Below are 18,100 nucleotides of genomic sequence, written 5' to 3'. Positions count from 1 at the left end.
GAAGACCGAAAGTATTGAAGTAGCACCTTATGTCGAGTCTTATCCCTACTTACGCCTCCACCCACATTGTTGATGGGTTATCGGAGTACCTCACCACGACCTTCTCGCTGGCTGAGGACCTGACCTCCCAGCAGCTACGGGAGTTCCTCAACGATCCGCAGGGCGGTATGTTCTACGGGCCTTACGTGCGCACGCGCTTGCCGTATGCACCGGCGAAGTCATGGGATGGGATTCTGGGCTGGCTGCCGTCCGGCTTCAAGCCTTATCGCCACCAGGCTGAGGCATTCGAGCGGCTGTCCTCGTTTGATTACTCGACGGGGTCGAAGCGGCGACCTTCACCGACGTTGGTGGTGACGGGTACGGGTTCCGGTAAGACCGAGTCCTTCCTTTATCCGATTCTGGATCATTGCCGCCGTTCTAATGGCAGCGGCATCAAAGCGTTGATTCTGTACCCGATGAACGCGCTGGCATCCGATCAGGAACGCCGTTTGGCCAAGCTGCTGCATGCAGAGGCTGAGCTCACCGGGGTAACAGCTGGTATTTACACCGGTGAGGTGGTTTCTGGCGGACGCAGGAAGGTATCGAATGATGGTCTGATTTCTGACCGTTCGGTGCTGCGGGATACCCCGCCGGATATCTTGCTGACGAACTACAAGATGCTGGACCAGTTGCTGCTGCGTGAGCAGGATCGTGAGCTGTGGGAGAAGTCTGCGCGGTCTTTGCAGTATTTGGTGCTGGATGAGTTTCACACTTATGACGCAGCGCAAGGCACAGACGTGGCGATGTTGCTGCGCCGACTCGGATTGATGCTGAAGAAGTATCAGCCCGAAGGCTTCCTTACTCCCGAGGATGAAAAGCGTCCTTTGGGTAAGGTAACGCCGGTGGCGACCTCCGCAACGTTGGGGGACAAGAGCCGCGAAAGCGCCGAAGGTACCGCAAGCACCGGAGCCACCAAAGACTCCGGTCCAGATTCGGCGGCACCGCATAGCGACATGTTGTCGTTTGCTTACACGGTCTTTGGCGAGCAGATGCCGCCGGATGCTGTGGTCGGGGAGACGCTCATGACCGTGGAGGAGTGGCAAGCCACGGTCGGACCATTGGTGGCGAAGTTGCGTGCCGTCGTTTCAAACGACGAAGACTCGTCGAGCTCCGATTCTGCTGACGTGCTTCCGCCAGTGACGCCAACGCCTTCGGTTGAGGTTATGCAGAACGTCGTTGATGAGGTGGCGGCTGCGGTTGCTGCTTCAGGCTCTGTTGAAGATGCATCGTCATTTGATGTGGCGGTGTTTGAGGCGATGAGCCGGCACGCCTTCGGTTCTTTGCCTGGCTTGAATTCTTGCCCGGACTTGGCTGACTCGGTTCTAGCGATGGCCGGTAATGAATTGGTGTGCGCGATTCTGCGGGAGGCGGCAACGCCAGTGCCGCTGGAACACGGTGAAGCTGGTGTGCCGGGTACCGATATTGCTGCGGTGGAACCGCTGGTATCGCGAGTGTTCCCGGCCAGCGTGCTGCGCAGCCACCGCGAGTTGGCAGTCGAGTTCTTGTCGCTGACGTTGTCCTTCATTGCTTATGTGCGCGCGGAGCTCGGTGCCGCGTTGGGCTGGGATGGGAAGAAATTCCCCGGTGTGGAGCTGCACCTATGGGTGCGTGAGATCTCCCGCATCGATAGGGCAGTGGCGTCAACCTCGCGTTCTTCGGTGTTCAGGTGGTCCGATGATGGCGGCATGGGCGCGCACACGGTGCAGGCTGCAGGTGATGCGCCGAAGGCGTGGTTGCCGGCGATCTACTGCCGCCACTGTGGGCGCTCCGGATGGATGCTGGCGGAGCAGCCTGGTGGGGATACGTATGTCACCACACCGCAGGAGATTCGCCGCATTGCTATCAGCGCGCCGGAGCGCCAGCGCCCGCTCATTGATGCCACGAGTGAGGTGGCACAGGGCGTTACCCGCGCGGAGGGCGAGAGCTCCCGCGTGGCGTGGTTGAATCTGGACCTGCCGGGATTAACGCCGCAAGCACCGGATGAGGAGACCATGGAGGAGTCCCCCGTGGTGCCGGTGCTGGTTTATTCCGGTGAAGATGCGGAGGAGCGTGCGAAGGCGCAGCAGTGCCCGTCCTGTGGTGAAGACGACGCGATGCGCTTCTTGGGTTCTTCGGTGGCCACGTTGCTTTCGGTGGCGCTGAGCAACCTCTTCGGCATGGATGATTTGGACTCTGCGGAGAAGAAGACTCTGGTCTTCGCGGACTCTGTGCAGGATGCCGCGCACCGCGCTGGCTTCGTGCAAAGCCGTGCGCGCGCTTTCGCGTTGCGCGCGCGAATTTGGCGCGCGGTTCGCTCGTTTGCTGATTCCTCTGAATCGTCTTCGTCGTCTGAAACGATGGCATCTTCGTCCGCAGGCGTGCCGTTGTCGTCGGTGGCCGCGCGCATGGTGGAGCATGCGCGTGCGGAGTCGGAACCGGCGGTGAGGGCGCGGGCGCTCTATGAGTTGTTGCCGCCGCAGTTGAAAGAGTCACCCCGCTACCGGGCGGTGTGGGAGAAGGATGCTGGTGCTGCGGAGCAGCGGCGTGCGTTGTCGGCACTGCATTCGCGCTTGGACTTGGACTTGGCGCTGCAGTTCGGTGACAGGGTGGATCTGCCGCGCTCGTTGGTGACGACGGGGACGCTGTCGGTGTCGGTGGGCGTTGATGATGCGGTGCTGCTGTCGGCGGCGCGCTCGGTGGCGGGGACGCTAGCCACGGATGCGGAGCTGCTGGCTTGGGCGCGCGGCGTGGTGGAGTACATGCGCATTGCCGGTGGCATTGCCCACCCATGGCTCAAAGAATACCTGCGCCAGGACTGCAACCCGTGGTTGCTGAACCGCCGTCAGGCGCGTGCCAAGGGAATACCTGCGTTCGTGCGCGGTGGTGCACCGAAGTTCCCGCGAGCGGGGGCAGCGCTCAAGGGGGCGTTGGGCAAGCGCGATAACAACGCGACGATGCCACTGGACTCCCAGAAGGGCTGGTATGCACGGTGGACGAAGGCGGCGCTGGGTGCTTCGACAAGCAGCGCGTTTGATGCAGCTAACCAGGTGGCGGAGTTGTTCAAGCAGCTCGAGTTCGAGGAGGTGGTGTTCTCCGTGCCGACGGCCACGGGCGGGCGCGTGTATGCGCTGGACCCGGAGAACATCATCGTGCGCGAAGAAACCGAGCCGGGGCTGTTGGAGTGCCCGGTGTGCCACCTGCGCGTGGGCGTGGATGCTGCGGCGCGTGAGGCGATGTCTTCGGTGGCGTGCTTTACGTTGTCCTGTACCGGGCACTTCGGTCCGGTGGGTGTGGAGGATAACTACTACCAGCAGCTCTACCGCACCACGAATACCCGCACCGTGGTGGCAGAAGAACACACGGGACTGGTGCCCACGCCACGGCGCAAGGAACTGGAGGATGAGTTCAAGCGGCCCTTTGCGGAGCAGTCCGCCTCGGCGCCGAACGTGCTCGTGGCTACGCCGACGCTGGAGATGGGTATCGACATCGGTGACCTCTCCACGGTGATGCTGTCCTCCATGCCGCACACGGTGGCAAGTTACGTGCAGCGCGTGGGACGTGCCGGGCGTTTGACGGGTAACTCGCTCATCGTGGCGCTGGTGCGCGGGCGCGGGCGCGCACTGACCACGCTGGAGCACCCGCTGGAGACCATCGCTGGTTCGGTGACAGCACCTGCGGCGTATCTGTCCGCGCGCGATATCATGCATCGCCAGTTCGTGGCCTACCTGCTGGATAGCACTGATGTGGCGAGCTCAGTAGAGCAGCTGCGTAGCGCGCGCGATGTGTTCACGCATGCCAGCTACTCCGTGGTGGATGCGCTGGTTGAGCTCTCGCCGGCGGTGGTGTCGGCGTCCTATGAGAGTTTTGCTTCCACGGTGGCGCAGCATGCTTCGGCGGAAGTGTTAGAAGAGCTGCGCGGCTGGTGCCTGCCGGGTGAGGACGGTGCTTCGTCCGGCATGGTGGTGGACCTGCAATCCGCGCGTGAGCGCTGGGGTGCAACACAGAAGCTGCTGTTGTCCCGCCGAGAAGTGCTGAGCAAGCGCGTGACGGAGTTGAAGGCACGCGTGGAGGCCTCCGCGGTTGAGGATGAGGAGCTGAAGAACCAGTATGACGCCACGGTGGCTTCCCAGAGGTTTGTGCGCAAGCAGCTGGAGGACCACGCCGATGAGTATTGGATTAGCGCTTTGGAGCGCTTTGGGCTGCTGCCGAACTTCACGTTGCTGGATGATGCCGTGGAGTTCAACCTGGCTGTCTCCTCCTTCAACGAGGAAGTGCAGAAATTTGAGACGGAGACCTATAGCTATAGCCGTGGTGTCTCTTCGGCGCTCACGGAGCTAGCCCCCGGCAATACCTTCTACGTGCAGGGCGTGGGCGCGAAGGTGGACTCGGTGGAGCTGGGCGAGCACCATTCGGCGCTCACCCAATGGCGCCTGTGCCCGGAGTGCTCCTACTCGGAAGCCACCGGTGCGGTGCTCTCCAGCGATGAGGATGTGGCCGTGGCCGCCCCACGCGTCGGTGCGTGCCCGGAGTGCGGGTCCAAGGGCTTTGCGGATCGGAACCAGCTCATTGATGTGGTGGAGATGACCAAGGTCTACGCCACCGTGGACGCGGCGCGCTCCGCTATCAATGACATCACCGATGACCGTACCTCGCTGCGCTTCCAAACCCAGCTGAGTTTTGACGTGCCCGAGGGCGGGCGCGGTAAGGCCTGGTATCTGTCTGATTCCGGTTTCGGCATGGAGTATTTGGCGCATGTGGAGATGCGGTGGCTGAACCTCGGCCGCATAGGCGGCGGCAGCCGGCGTACCTTTGCGGCAATAGAGCGCGAGGCACCGCTGTTCCGCGTGTGCGAGCGCTGCGGGCACTTGGATTCCGATGTGGGTGCTAACCGCTGGCAGGACCACGCACCATGGTGCGAGTACCGCAACGCCGCTGAAGAGCACTCCATTAGTTTTGCGCTGGGACGCAGCCTGGGCACGCAGGCGGTCCTGGTGCACCTGCCGGCGTTGCTGGGCATGGTGGAGTCCACCACGCTGCCTTCGCTGGTTGCGGCGCTCAAGCTCGGCTTCAAGGAGTACCTCGGCGGCAACCCGGACCACTTGGACGTGGAGCCGGTGCGCGTGGATTCCGATGGCAGCCCGGTAGACATGTTGCTTATTCATGACACCGTGCCGGGTGGGACTGGTTACCTAGCGCAGTTCACGGAACCGGCGCACGTGCGCCAAATGCTGCTCGTGGCCTATCGCCGCTTGGCCTCCTGCCATTGCGCTGAGGAGGTGCGGCAATGCTGCCCGTCCTGCCTGCTGCCTTTCGCACGCAGTAGCCAGATTCCGCAGACCTCCCGCGAGGCCGCGGTGGTGGCGCTGCGCAAGATTCTGGCCGATGACCTCCATGTTTCCATTGATGCTGATCCGGCTTCCTTTAGCTGGGAAGGCCACCTGACGGAGGAGCGACCGGAGCGTAGCGAGCAGTCAAAGCTGGAGCAGCGCTTTGTGGAGCAGCTGCGCGCGGACTTGAAGGAATGCGGCGCCACGGTGGTGGAATCCATGAAGGGCAACCATGCGCAGTGGGACATCAGCTTTGAAGGCTCGCGCCATGATTGGGTCATGGAGGAGCAGAAGCAGATTGGTGGCACCATTCCGGACTTTGTCTTCTCCACGCGCGATAGCGCTATCCGTGACGTCGCTGTTTACCTGGACGGTGCTGCCTTCCACGCCAGTGCGGTGCACAACCGCGTGAAGGACGATTTTGATAAGCGCAATGGTTTGTACGAGTTGGGATACTTGCCTTGGTCGCTGACATGGCAGGACATCGATGCCCATCAGGCAACTGTGCGCAACGAGCCGGTGGATCCGCCGGTGTGGGTGAAGCCAGACCTACGACCACCCATGGCAAAGAAGTACAACGCATCCCAAGACCTGTTGAATCGCGTGGACATGGATCCGATGGGGGTGCTGCTTGCTCTCTTATCTGAGCCAGTCAACGATTGGGCCACGCTGAGCAAGACTGCGCTGCTCGAGGCATCCTTTGGCGGTAGGCAGGTCCCGGATGGATTTGAGAAGAACTACCTGGGAACCGTTACCGCGGGTGTGGGGGATGCCCACCGTCGCGTGCGGTTCGATGCCAGCAATGTCTCCGAAGACTTGGAAGCCTGGCGGCTGTTCTTGGGCTTGAGCAACATGGCCTATCTGGACCCTGATCTTGCACAGGTCGAGGTGAAGGAGTCCGTGGTGGAGGAAGTGGTGGCGCGTGGCGTGCCGCCGGTTGTCCCGCCGTCTGCTGAAGAAACAGACGAGCGTGTGCTGCGGGCTGGGGATGAGCCTGCGGATTCTGGAGTGGAATCTGCGGTAACGCCTGGCTGGGCCGAGGCACTGGATGCCTTTGCCGACGAGCCGGAGGTGCACGCAGCATTGCGGGCGATGGCGGCGGCAGGCTTGCCCGAGCCGGATGCTGATTCCGTCGGTGGTGAGGTCTCCGGTATCCCGGTGGTGGCGCAGTGGCCGCAGCAGAAGGTGTTGTTGCTCTTTGCTGAGGATGTTGAAGACTTGCGCGAAGACTTCGAGGCTGAGGGCTATGCAGTCTTCGGCGCTGACTTCGATTCCGTTCCGAATTCCCTGACCGCGGCGCTGAGCGCCTCCTGATCCGCTGACTTTTAAAGAGAGGAAAGCAATGGCAACGAGCCTGTCCTTCTACCGCCGCATTGAGGACCGCTACAACCTGGGAAACCAGATCTTTGAGTTCTGCAACAAGTTGGTGGAGGATCCCACTAACCCTTCGCTGCACGTGGAGCCCATTAAGGACGCAGCGGATAAGCGCGTGCGGACCGCGCGGGTGAACCGCAAGTACCGCGCGGTGCTCTTTGAGCTGCACGATGGCAACGACACCATGTTCGTGCTCATTGACATCCTCAACCACGATGATGCCTATGCGCTCGCCACGTCGAAGACGCTGGTGGTCAATGAGGTCTCCGGTGTGCCGGCACTGGTGGATGCTACCGCGCCGGAAGCTTCGGTGGCGATGTCGCAGGCGGAGATTGAATCACGCGCCAAGCGCTTGGCGGCCGAGCAACTCGCCGCCGAGGCAGCAGCTGCAGAGGCAGATTCTGCAGCGGGCTCTGCAGCAGAGTCTCCGGCTGCGCCGGCGGGGGATGCTTTGGCTTCTTCGGAAGCGGAGCCGTCGGGCACGCCTTCGGCGGATACCTCTGATGACGGTGAGGGCCTGCGGCCGTGGGATGTGGTGGGCGTCGCCAAGCATGAGCTCACCGATGGCCTGGGCTTGTCCCCGCAGACCGTAGCGGTGCTGGAACAGGCCGCCACAATCGATGAGGCCCTGGAGAAGTCGGAGAGTGCGCCGGATTGGGAACACCATGCGGTGGTTGGCCTGCTGTCAGGGATGAGCATTGCTGAGGTGCGCGAGGAACTGGGCTTGGACCTGGTGGAGCCCGCGGCGGTGGCTGATGCCAGTTCCGACAAGGCACTGGTGGAAGGTATCAAGTCCCCGGCTGCCCGGATGGACTTTGCCATCGACCCAGGCGAGGAAGAGCTGGCAGCGATCCTCAAGGGCTCTTTTGCCGAGTGGCGCGTCTTCCTTCACCCGAGCCAGCGCCGCGCGGTGGAAGCGGAGCACACTGGCTCCGCGCGCATCACTGGTGGTGCTGGTACCGGCAAGACCGTGGTGGTGGTGCACCGCACGAAGCATCTTCTGCAGAAGAATCCGAAGGCGCGCGTCTTTTTGACCACATATACGCGTGAGCTGGCCAACGCGCTCAAGACGCAGATGAACGAGCTGTACCCGGCCTTCCCGGAGGCCTCCGTGCATGGCGCGCCGGGGCTGTGGATTAGTGGCGTTGATGCGCTCGTCTTCGACGTGCTGGCGAACGCACAGGCAACGGAGCGCGCTGCCGCGATGGCTGCGGTACTTAATATCGATGCGGACTTTGTACCCCGCGGCTTGGACGGTGTGGAGGAAAAGCGGCAGTGGCAGGAGGCCGCGGAGCTGAAAGGCAGCTCCTTGCCGCGGGAGAAATCCCACCCGACGTTCTTGGCACAGGAGTATTCAGCGGTGATCCTTACGCAGGGGATCACGGATGAGAAGACCTACCTGCGTGCGCGGCGTACCGGGCGCGGCACGCCGCTGACTCGTGCTGAGCGCAAGGCAGTGTGGGCGATTGTGGAGTACTTCCACGCGGCGTGCGCGTCTATTGGGAAGCTGACCTATGCGGCCGCAGCGGTGGTGGCCGCGCACATCGTGGAGCATCGCACCGGCACGGAGGGCATGTTTGATCACGTGCTTATCGACGAAGCCCAGGACTTCCACGCGGGCCACTGGAAGTTCCTGCGGGCGGTGGCCAAGCGTGGACCGAACGACATTTTTATCGCGGAGGATTCGCACCAGCGCATCTATGGCCAGCGTTTGGTGTTGCGTGACTACGGGATCGAAACGCGAGGGCGTGCCACGAGGAAGCTGCGGGTGAATTACCGTACGACCCGGCAGAACCTGGGCTATGCCACAGCGATTTTGGAGGGCACTGAGTGGATTGATTCGGAAGAGGATATCGACGATCTGCACGGCTACCGCTCGGTGCGCCAAGGCCCAGCGCCGGTGGTGCTGAGCTCTGCCAGCAAGGCGGAGGAAGCTGAGGCTTTGGCCGCGCATATCCGGGACTGGACCTCTGGGGAGGAAGATGTCTCCATTGGTGTGCTGACCCGTACCAACCCTCGTAAGGATGAGATTGCCACTCAGCTGGGTGAGTTGGGCGTGGCGGTGAGTACTGGGCGGCGCACCTCCCGGGAGCGCCCAGTAGCGGTGATGACGATGCACAACGCCAAGGGCCTGGAGTTCACGCACGTCATCTTGCTCGACGTGAGCCGCGAGGCGCTGCCGCAGCGCTACCTCATGAAGGGGCTAGCGCCGGCCGAGGCCGATGAAGCGCTGCAACGCGAGCGGGCGTTGCTCTACGTGGCGGCCTCCCGCGCCCGCGATGTGCTCGTGGTGAGCGTGGTGGGGGAGGCTTCCGAGTTGTTGCCGGGATAAGTGGCTTGGAGCTAATGGAGGTGGGAGCCGTTTGGGTTTCGCTTCCTTGGCTGTATCTCCATCTAATACGTGATTCCGCGTGACCGGAGGAAATCCAAGTAGGTGGAGCAGTGAACTCCTAATGCAGCAGCGGCGTCGGGAAGCTTGACTCTGTTGACTCTGCGCGGTTGGGATTTCTCATCGGTGATGATTGATAGACTCCGTGCGTGAGCTGAGGCCACTAGCCATGAATCGGCAGCGTCATTGAGAAATTCTTGGACTGCCGCTTCATCAAACCGAGGCTTGCGATCGAAGGCTACCCATGTGGAAAGGCGCCGGTATGACTCAATTTCAGCGCTATCGACATGCAAAATTTGGTCATGAGGGACGAAGTCCTGGAACCATGCTGAGACAAAGTCTTGTCTTCGTTCCAGTTCTTCTTGAACTGTGTCGTGGAAGAAAAACGATTTGGTGGTCACAAAGCTTTCTAATGAGTCCCAATAACTCGGGAACACGTCGCGAGGATACATCCGAACTGCATTGATAATGATGTTGGAATCGATCAGGTAGCGCGTCATGACAGCCCCTGATAGCGATTGACCAGAGCCTCAATCGTGCTGATCTTCTTAATACCGAGCTGGCGGGATGCTTCGCGTTCACCGATTCTGCCTTCGGTGAGGGCTCCAGTGACGGCTTCCACAAAGAGCCCGCCCAAACGGGAGCGAAGGCCAAGAGCGAAGTCACCACCGCCGGACTGGTGCATTGCCGCGGGGCGAGGAGTTTCGTCGAGGAATCGCTGACCAACCTCCCGGGGGAGAGCCCTGCTATCTACGAGGAGCCATACAGTGACGTCGCGGCTGACGCCAAAAGTCTTGTATGCCCATTGGCACACTGCCTCTAAGTCCTTGGCGTTAGACCATTGTTCGAGCAAGTCTTTCGTGGAGACAAGAAGTTCCGCCGCGAACTTATTACACCAACGTTCGACGGTCCGCTGATTGAGTGGGCCGCCGGAAACACCCGGCTTGCCAAGAAGAACATGTCCGAACTCGTGGGCCAAGCTAAACAGTTTTCCTACACCGGAGTCAGCGCTGTTGATGAAGATCAGACCATAAGATTTCCGGATCAAAGTAAAACCACGGAATTCATTAGGATTGAGCTTGTGGTGGGTGTTGTTGCCCACGATGGAGCTGCGCATGACCAAAATACCGGTGCGCTCGATAGCATCAGCCAGGGTGGCCACGCGGTCTCGACTTCGTTCTCTCTTACCAGGAGCCCAGTCCAACAGGGAGCATGCCCACTCCGTTGCTTGATTTACAGGTGTATCCGTAGAAAAGCGGCTGATAAAGCTAGGCGCTGCAATCCCATTGGTGATGGCATCTTCTGCGTACCACTCTAAGCGCCGCTCGCAGGCATAAATTGTCTGCTCAAGTGCTGGGCTGAACGCGGATAATGGGAAGCTCCCAGGAGTCCTGAAATCAGGAAGGTGCGGGGCGCGTTTGAGAGGTTCTTCGAGAAGCAAGTAGCCAAAAGGAATTCCAGCAAGCTTAGCCAACTTCTTTGCTTGCCTAAATGTGGGTGCACTTTCGCCTACAAGCCAAGAACGCAAGGAATGAAAGTCAGATCTTTTCTCCAACTCATTGATGGGAAGCTGCGTTCTTTCAACAGCCCATTCGAGGACAGGTGGGGACATCGGGACGCGTACGGTCATAGCCCCTCCTATCGTGGCGTACTGTTCAACTCGTTGCCTGTTAAGGCAAGTTTAGAGGACCAATTGCGAGTACGTGCAGTATGGGATTGAGCCTGCTTAGTTGTAAGACTTATTTGAAGTTTTGGCCGCGGCACAAAAGGGGGCCTGCCCTTAACTCGGAGAGCGAAAACGGGCTGAGCGCCTGTGAAGATGAATGACCCTTAGTTCACAGGCGCTCTTTAGCAGCAAAGTACTTGAATCCTACCGCCCAAAGTTCTGCACAGCATACAGCTTGCCATCAGCACCGACGGCCATGCCGATGCCCACGGACTTGGCGCGGGGATCGAGCAGGTTCGTGCGGTGGCCAGGGGAGTCCATCCACAGTTGGACAACGCGGGCGTCGGAGTAGTCGCTCCATGCCTGGAGAACATTCTCACCACCGGCTGGCAGGCCGGCGGGGTAGTGGGTCCAGTAGTTCCGGCGGTGTCGGGTCTTGCCATCGCGGCTCAAGGTGTTGGCCCAATCTTGTGCCAAGTTGGTCAGATTCGGGTCAACACGCAGCGGTGCGAGGCCATTGGCCACGCGTTGGGCATTGGTTTGCTTAATGATGCCTTGAACGCTGGCGGATGCGCGGGGAGCTGGAGCCGCCGGGCCGGCAGCAGAGGGCATGGCGTTGATGAACGCGGCTGGCGTGGAAGAGCCGAAGGAACTTACGGCCTGAGCAGGAACGTTGAGGGAGCCGGCGAAGAGTGCTGCGGCGGCAGCAATCGGGGTGACGATCTTTGTGGCTTTATGTCCGAATGAAAGGCGGAACATGGCTGGGCACCTCTTTCTACTTCAGGGGCTAAGTGGCGGCATTGTGGCCGCGTACCGAGCGGTACTTTCACCTAAAATTAAAGCTCCTAATCGGGTGCAAAATCCGTTTGACCAGTGGTTTTAAGCTTTGTCTGTGCGTTTATATTGCTTCGCGCAAAATATAGTTTGCATTTATCCATCTGTGGGGAGGTGTTGGCGGAGGAGGCGTCGGCAAGCGCGGCGAAGAGCAGGCAGAAGGGCTGTGTGTGCTTTGAAGTGGAGATTGAGGATTAAGAAAATCAATCGAACCATTAAGGCGGGCTATCCTGACGGTGCCTGGTGGTTGCTGAATCGTTGCTAGGCTGATGCGCCATGGCACTCTTTGATGGGCCGCTGCTCTTAGATGGTGGCCTCGGAACCCACCTTGCAGCCCAGGGGCATGACATCGCAGGCCCGCTGTGGTCGGCGCGGGTGTTGCGGGAGAACCCCGCGCTCATTGAGTCTGCGCACGTGGACTTCTTCGCCGCCGGCGCTCAGGTGGCCACCACGGCCTCCTACCAAGTCACCTTTGATGTGCTTGGTGAAGAAGCGGAGAAGCTTCTGCGTCGCAGCGTCGGAGTGGCTCGTGGGGCGGCGCAAGTGGCCGTCGACAAGCGCGCTGCCCACGGTGAACTGCTTGTCGCCGCATCCATCGGTCCTTATGGTGCCGGTCCGGGGAAGGGGACGGACTATGACGGCGCTTATGATCTGCGCCGTGATGAGCTGCAGCGCTGGCATGCCCGCAGGGTAGCGGTACTCGCGGATACTGATGCCGACTTCCTTCTTGCGGAAACCATTCCCAACGTCGAGGAGGCCGCAGCACTGCTCGAACTCCTTGAAGCACAGCCTAAGCCTTTTGCACTAAGCATTACCGGCGCCATCGCGGCGGGCCTGGCGAAGCTCTCGCAGGTTATTGAGCTGGCCAACCAGTCACCCCGTCTGGGAGCCTTGGGCGTAAATTGCGTCAACCCATCGCAGGCATGCGGGGTGGTGGCGCACGTGCGCGGTGCTATCGATAAGCCGCTTCTGGCCTGCCCCAACAGTGGTGAGGTCTGGGATTTTAGTGCCCACGACTGGCAGCCTGCTCCGGCTAGCGAAATGAGCTTGCCCGAAGCGGCGTTGAAACTTCGCGCCGCAGGAGTCAACGTGCTGGGCGGCTGTTGCCGCGTTGGCCCTGCGGAGATTCGGCAGTTGCGCAAGGCCATCAGCTAAGCCGTCTGGTTAATGCCGAGACAATCCTGTGGTATGGGGATAGAGTGTTCCTATGAAAAAGTTTCCACTCCTCGCTGCAACCGCAGCGCTGTTCATCACCACACTGACCGTACCCGCCGCCAACGCCGAGCTGACCCAGACCGAGCGGGATCAATTCCGCACCGATCCCGTCGGGGCAGTTGCCTGGCAAGCCATCAAGGGCTCCTCGGAGTATGTGCGTGCCGACGGCAACACCATGATGGCCGCCTCCTTCTTCTCCGTGACGCAGCCGGGGCAGAGCATCGGCATGCCGACACTCCAGAACTGCGCCGAGCGCGTCGGCTCCTCCTCGCCGGCGGGCGGCGTGCGCTACGTCGCGGCTGCCCTGTGTGCGACCTTCGACCCACAATCCCGCGGTGAGGTCCAGCGTGGCGACTTTGGCTACGGGCCACTGGGCTAAGCCGAACTGTGTTCAGCCGTGCTCTGTCACGTAGTGCATAGCGCCTAAAATCTGGTGGCGTGTGAAGGAGGAATGATGCGCAAACATGTCGTGATCATGGGAGTCTCAAGCTGCGGCAAGTCTACGGTCGGGGAGTTGCTGGCGCAGCACACCGGCCTCCCCTTTCAGGACGGGGATGACATGCACCCGGCGGCGAACATCGAGAAGATGGCCTCGGGGCAGGCGCTTGACGACGATGACCGGAAACCCTGGCTCGAATCCATCGGGCGCTTCCTCGCGGACCAAGAAGATGGAGCCATCGTCGGCTGCTCCGCGCTCAAGCATTCCTACCGTGAACTCATTCGGGCCGCAGCGCCAGATACGGTTTTCGTGCACCTGCACGGCTCTTATGATCTGCTCAAAGAACGCATGAGTAAGCGTTCTGGGCACTTTATGCCTGTATCCCTGCTTGATTCGCAGTTCGAAACGCTGGAGGAACTGCGCCCAGAGGAAGCAGGAGTAGTGCTCGATGTCAGCGCTAGGCCGGAGGAGCTGGCCGCCGCGGCGGCAAAGTACCTTCAGAGCTAGCTAAAGCAGCGCGGCGGCACCGTAGAAGATAAGGACAATGCCGAAGCCAATAGAGGAAATGAGCGCCTGGTTTACAGTCCACGTTCGCAGCGTGGTCGACACATCCATGCCCATGAGCCGGCCGACGAGCCAGAAGCCCGAGTCATTGACGTGGCTACCAAAGACGGAGCCAGCCGCGGTGGCCAGTGTGATGAGGACCAGCTGGATTTCGCTGAAGCCACCAGCTTCGACGGCGGGTGCCATGAGCGCGGCGGCAGTGGTGAGCGCAACGGTGGCTGAGCCTTGTGCCAGGCGCAGGGCTACCGCGATGAGGTAGCAGGCCAAGATAACGGGGACACCGAGGTTGGACATAGAATCCGCGAGCGCATCACCAATGCCGCTGGTACGCAGCACCCCGCCGAACATGCCGCCGGCACCGGTGATGAGGATGACGGAACAAATCGGTCCGAGCGAGGACTCCATGGTTTTCTCAATGACGCTCTTGTCTTCCCCGCGGCGCAACCCCAGCACGGCCATCGCTGCAAGCGCGGTGATGATGAGCGCGATCGGCGTTTGCCCCAGGAAGATGAGGAAGCGCACCCATGTAGCAGAAGGATCGACAACGCCAGCCGTTCCCAGCGTGCTCAACCCGGTATTGCCGAAGATGAGGACCATAGGGATGAGTAGGATACTGATTACTGAAGCCGGGGAGGCGGGGCGATCCGGCAATTCGGCATCGCTGACCAGCGCGCCGGTTATGGCCTCCTCAAGACGGTAGGGGTACTTCTTGCCCAGGTGGAGCCCGAAGCGGTAGCCGGAGAGATACCACGTGGGCAAAGCCACGAGGAGACCGAAGATAAGGATCAGGCCGATGTTCGCGCTGAAGAACTCACCTGCTGCGACGGGGCCTGGGTGAGGTGGCACGAAGACGTGCATGACGGAGAAAGCACCGGCCGCGGGAATACCATAGGCCAGGACTGGGCCATCCAAGCGCCTGGCAACGGCAAAGATGACCGGCAGCATCACCATGAGGCCTGCGTCGAAGAAGATTGGGAAGCCCATAATGAGGGAAGCCACGCCCAACGCCAGGGGCGCTTTGTTTTCGCCGAAGAGTTTCACGAGGGCGTCGGCAAGCGTTTTGGCGCCACCGGAGGTCTCTGCCAAGCGCCCGATCATGGCGCCCAGGCCCACCAACAAGGCCACGGAACCGAGGGTCGAACCGAAGCCGCTCGTCATGGTGGGAACCACGCCATCCAGCGGGATTCCCGCTGCCAAAGCGGTGAGCGCGGAGACCGTGACAAGGGTGACGAAGGCGTGCACCTTGAAGTGGATGACGAGGATGAGGATGACGGCAATGGCCGCCACCGCAATTCCAAGTAGAGGTCCGGTGCCCAGCGTGGGCTCCCAAGTATCCATGACATTCATGAATGCTGATTTTACGTGTGCGCTGCGTGGTGATCTAGAGCTCACACGCTTCAGTTGTGTGCGGGATCGCCGGTGCTAGTTCACTCCGAGTGCCGGGCCCACCGTGGCCCAACTGATGGCTAGCTCCCGGCGGAACAGCCCCCACGTGTGGCGCCCGGCCGGAAGCTCGTAGTAGTCAAGATCAACGCCAGCGGCGGTGGCTCGCTTGGCGTAAAAGGAACTGCACCAGTAATCCAAGCGTTCGTTGAGGCCCAAGGCTGGGAGTGGTGAGTCCTCAATATCGACGTCAAAGTCTGCTGGGCCACCGCGGGAGACGATGACAAAGGTCTTCCGCCCCTTTTGTTGTTCGAGATTGAGAACCGGCGAATGCTGTGCCCATGCCGGATCCCATGGTGCGCCGAAAGAACGCGCTGGGTCCGTACCGTAGAAAGCCGCGCTTACCCATGCGAAAGACTGCGCAAGGATACCTGTGGTCGAAGGGCAGCCGGAGAAGGAACCAGCCACCTTAAAGCGCGGATCATATGTGGCGAGCTCCAGGGCTGGGCCACCCGAGTTGCTCACGCCCGCGATGCCGTCGCGGCCGTTGCCGTGAAACTCGGCGTCGATAAGCTGCGGGAGCTCCTTGGTCAGGTAGGTAGCCCACTTGTATTTTCCGTGGGTGTTATGGGGCTGCGACCAGTCGGACATCATCGAGCCATAAGCACCGCGGGGTGATACGACATTCACGTGCTTGTCGCGGAAGAACTCGGAAGCTCCTCCACCGTCCCACCACAGTGCGTCCTCGCCTCCACCAGCGCCGCCCAGGAGGTAATAGGTCGGGCGAGGCTGAGTATTGTCTAATCCTCCCGGAGGAAGAATGATGTCGTTGGTGATGACGCGGTCCATGGCCGGTGAATAGGCCTTAAGTTCCCACACGTTGTCTTGGATATGTCGCAGCTCGCGCAGTTGTGCCGGTGCGGTGGTCGCCGGTGGGCGCGTAGCGTCCGGTGCTACCGTCGGGATTCTCAATTGCTGAAGCAACTGCCCCCAGGCAGCGAAGATATTGTCGGCAAAGAGTACTGGGGCTAGTGGGCCCAGTGCTATGGGATCGAGGGCACTGGAGTGTTGATCGATGTTGGCGATATCGCTGCTCATCGTATCCGGTGTTTGTGCGTGTGCCGGCTGCGTGTGAGTGGGGGAAAGGACCAGCCCCACAGAAAGAAGGACCGCGAGTGCGGTGCGAGAGAAATGCATTTGTTCACAATAGCCAACTAATTGTGTACCGCGAAATGCCGTCTGCGTTATGAGAGCCTCGTGAAAGAGTCTCTGGGCATAAAGAAACCCCGACCGCGCGTGGCGGTCGGGGTCCTCTCACTCTCTCATTGCCGGATGAAGCACCGGCGGGCTGTGCACTCTCTGCAGTGGGCGAGGGGTGTTGCTTAGAACAGGCCCTCAGCCTTCTTGCCGGTGTCCTTCACGGTGATCTCGCGGGAGTCAACGTTCTGGTCGTTGTCGGTGGACTTGTCACCGTCGAGGCGGGAAATCTGGGTGACCTCGATGTAGTTCTTCAGGCGGCCTTCCTTGGTGTTGCCGTCGCCGAAGTCCAGGTTGGCAACGCGAGCGGACTCGCCAGCGTTAATCGGGTTGGCCAGGGTGACCTCGAAGGAGCGGGTGGAGGTCTTCTCGTCGAAGCCCAGGTCGCGGATGTGCGCGCCGTTGGAGGAACGCGGGGTGATGAGGCGGTCAACGCCCTTCGGGCCCTCGGCGGTCTTGACGTCAACGCGGTACTGAACAGCCGGGAAGTCGCCGTAGTAGCGCTCGGTGCCGACGTTCTCCAGGCGGAGAGCAACGGTGCCAGCGAAACCTGCGTGCTTAGCGCCGGAGGTGGTCAGAACGGGCTTCAGGTCCAGCTTCTGCTTAGCCTCATCGGTCTTGCCGTTCTCGACGTCCTCCTGGACCTTCTTGTCGGCTTCCTCTTCCTTATTGCCCTCAGCCTCGGACACGGCCTTCTCCTCCGGAGCGACCTCGTTGTCCTTGATGACCTCAGCGTCAGCCTCCGGGGACTTCTCCTCCTCAACAACCTTCGGATCGTTGACGTCGGTGGTGTTCTGAGCGTCCTTGTTCGGAGCGTAGGAATCAGCGATGTCGTCGTAGAGCTTGACGCGAACCTCGTTCTTCATCGGCTGCATTGCGGACCAGAAGGTCGGGGTGGACCAGGTGCCGTTCGGCTTGCAGTACTGCTGGGTGCCGGTCATGTTCAGAACGCGGAAGCCGTAGGTGGCCTCACCGGTGTGGTTCGGCGGAACATCGTATGGGCCGATGGACTGGCCAGCCTCCCAGGACAGGGAGTAGGACGCAGAAGCGCCGAGCTTGGTGGCGATCTCGTGGGAGATGCCGAAGGAGCCCTCGGAGTTCTTGCCGGAGCCCTTGCCGCCTGCGTTCATGGAGGTGGTCTCAGTGCGGTCACCGTTGACGGACAGGGAGATGGACTGGGACTTGGACAGGTCCTGCTGCAGCGGGATGTCCTTCTTGGTCTGGTTGGTGGTGGAGATGGTGCCGGCCGGCATGAAGTTATCGGTCACCTTGTACACCACGGTGCGGTGGTCCTCCCACGGGTTGCAGACCGGGCGCGGGTTGAGCACGTTGGCCTTCTTGTGGTCGGAGCCGTGGGTGGTGTGAACGATCGGCAGCTTGGCGTTCACGGCCGGGGTCTCCGGGTAGGACTCGGTGTGGGTTGCTGCGGATGCAGCCGGTGCGATGAGGGCGGAGCCCGCAATCGCGAGGCCAGCGATAAGGCCGGCGGAGCGACGACGCTTGGTCATTATTGTTCTCCTGGATGAAAAATTATGGGGCAATGTGGTGACGCACTGTGGTGGCGCTGTAGGTGAGCTGTAGTGCCCAGTGCGTGACGTGTTGCAACGATAAGACGCTTTTCAGGATCACGCACC

General features: G+C 61.0%; 11 protein-coding genes. 5 read left to right on the top strand and 6 right to left on the bottom strand.

The features are described 5' to 3' along the window. The first annotated feature begins 29 nt into the window (after positions 1-29). Both HMPREF2743_RS09675 and HMPREF2743_RS09670 read left to right on the top strand, forming a co-directional pair. Positions 30-6,659, top strand: a complete 6,630-nt coding sequence (locus HMPREF2743_RS09675) for a DEAD/DEAH box helicase (RefSeq protein ID WP_070818699.1) — start codon at positions 30-32, stop codon at positions 6,657-6,659. Positions 6,660-6,687: 28 nt separating this feature from the next. Further along, positions 6,688-9,051 carry a 3'-5' exonuclease gene (locus tag HMPREF2743_RS09670; protein ID WP_070818698.1) on the top strand — a complete coding sequence of 788 codons (2,364 nt, stop codon included), beginning with the start codon at positions 6,688-6,690 and terminating at the stop codon, positions 9,049-9,051. A 62-nt stretch (positions 9,052-9,113) separates the two neighbouring features. Here HMPREF2743_RS09670 and HMPREF2743_RS09665 read toward each other — a convergent pair whose 3' ends face one another. The 3 genes from HMPREF2743_RS09665 to HMPREF2743_RS09655 form a co-directional block, all read right to left on the bottom strand. Beyond that, entirely contained in the window at positions 9,114-9,608 is a 495-nt protein-coding gene (locus HMPREF2743_RS09665; protein ID WP_070818697.1) for a DUF4411 family protein, read from the bottom strand. Continuing rightward, a complete protein-coding gene (locus HMPREF2743_RS09660; RefSeq protein WP_070818696.1) occupies positions 9,605-10,738 on the bottom strand; it encodes an ImmA/IrrE family metallo-endopeptidase in 1,134 nt (377 codons plus the stop codon). The genes HMPREF2743_RS09665 and HMPREF2743_RS09660 overlap by 4 nt, the downstream gene beginning before the upstream one ends. Before the next feature lie 240 nt (positions 10,739-10,978). Next, entirely contained in the window at positions 10,979-11,533 is a 555-nt protein-coding gene (locus tag HMPREF2743_RS09655) for a CAP domain-containing protein (protein WP_070818695.1), read from the bottom strand. 351 nt (positions 11,534-11,884) lie between these two features. Here HMPREF2743_RS09655 and mmuM point away from each other — a divergent pair, with 351 nt between their 5' ends. From mmuM to HMPREF2743_RS09640, 3 genes are all read left to right on the top strand, one after another. Beyond that, positions 11,885-12,763 (top strand): homocysteine S-methyltransferase, encoded by an 879-nt coding sequence (gene mmuM / locus HMPREF2743_RS09650; protein ID WP_070526405.1) that lies wholly within the window; start codon positions 11,885-11,887, stop codon positions 12,761-12,763. 52 nt (positions 12,764-12,815) lie between these two features. Beyond that, entirely contained in the window at positions 12,816-13,202 is a 387-nt protein-coding gene (locus tag HMPREF2743_RS09645) for a hypothetical protein (RefSeq protein ID WP_070818694.1), read from the top strand. 75 nt (positions 13,203-13,277) lie between these two features. Beyond that, positions 13,278-13,769, top strand: a complete 492-nt coding sequence (locus tag HMPREF2743_RS09640; protein WP_371326355.1) for a gluconokinase — start codon at positions 13,278-13,280, stop codon at positions 13,767-13,769. Here HMPREF2743_RS09640 and HMPREF2743_RS09635 read toward each other — a convergent pair whose 3' ends face one another. The 3 genes from HMPREF2743_RS09635 to HMPREF2743_RS09625 form a co-directional block, all read right to left on the bottom strand. Next, positions 13,770-15,164, bottom strand: a complete 1,395-nt coding sequence (locus tag HMPREF2743_RS09635) for a GntP family permease (protein WP_070526477.1) — start codon at positions 15,162-15,164, stop codon at positions 13,770-13,772. Between the two features lie 84 nt (positions 15,165-15,248). Beyond that, positions 15,249-16,406, bottom strand: coding sequence for an alpha/beta hydrolase (locus HMPREF2743_RS09630; protein ID WP_070818693.1), 1,158 nt, complete (start codon positions 16,404-16,406; stop codon positions 15,249-15,251). Positions 16,407-16,591: 185 nt separating this feature from the next. After that, positions 16,592-17,974, bottom strand: coding sequence for a hypothetical protein (locus HMPREF2743_RS09625; protein WP_070743813.1), 1,383 nt, complete (start codon positions 17,972-17,974; stop codon positions 16,592-16,594). Positions 17,975-18,100: the final 126 nt, after the last annotated feature.

Source organism: Corynebacterium sp. HMSC036D02, assembly GCF_001836165.1.
Taxonomy (GTDB): Bacteria; Actinomycetota; Actinomycetes; order Mycobacteriales; family Mycobacteriaceae; genus Corynebacterium.
Note: the sequence above shows the minus strand (reverse complement) of the source record. Positions and strands in the feature narration are given on the sequence as shown.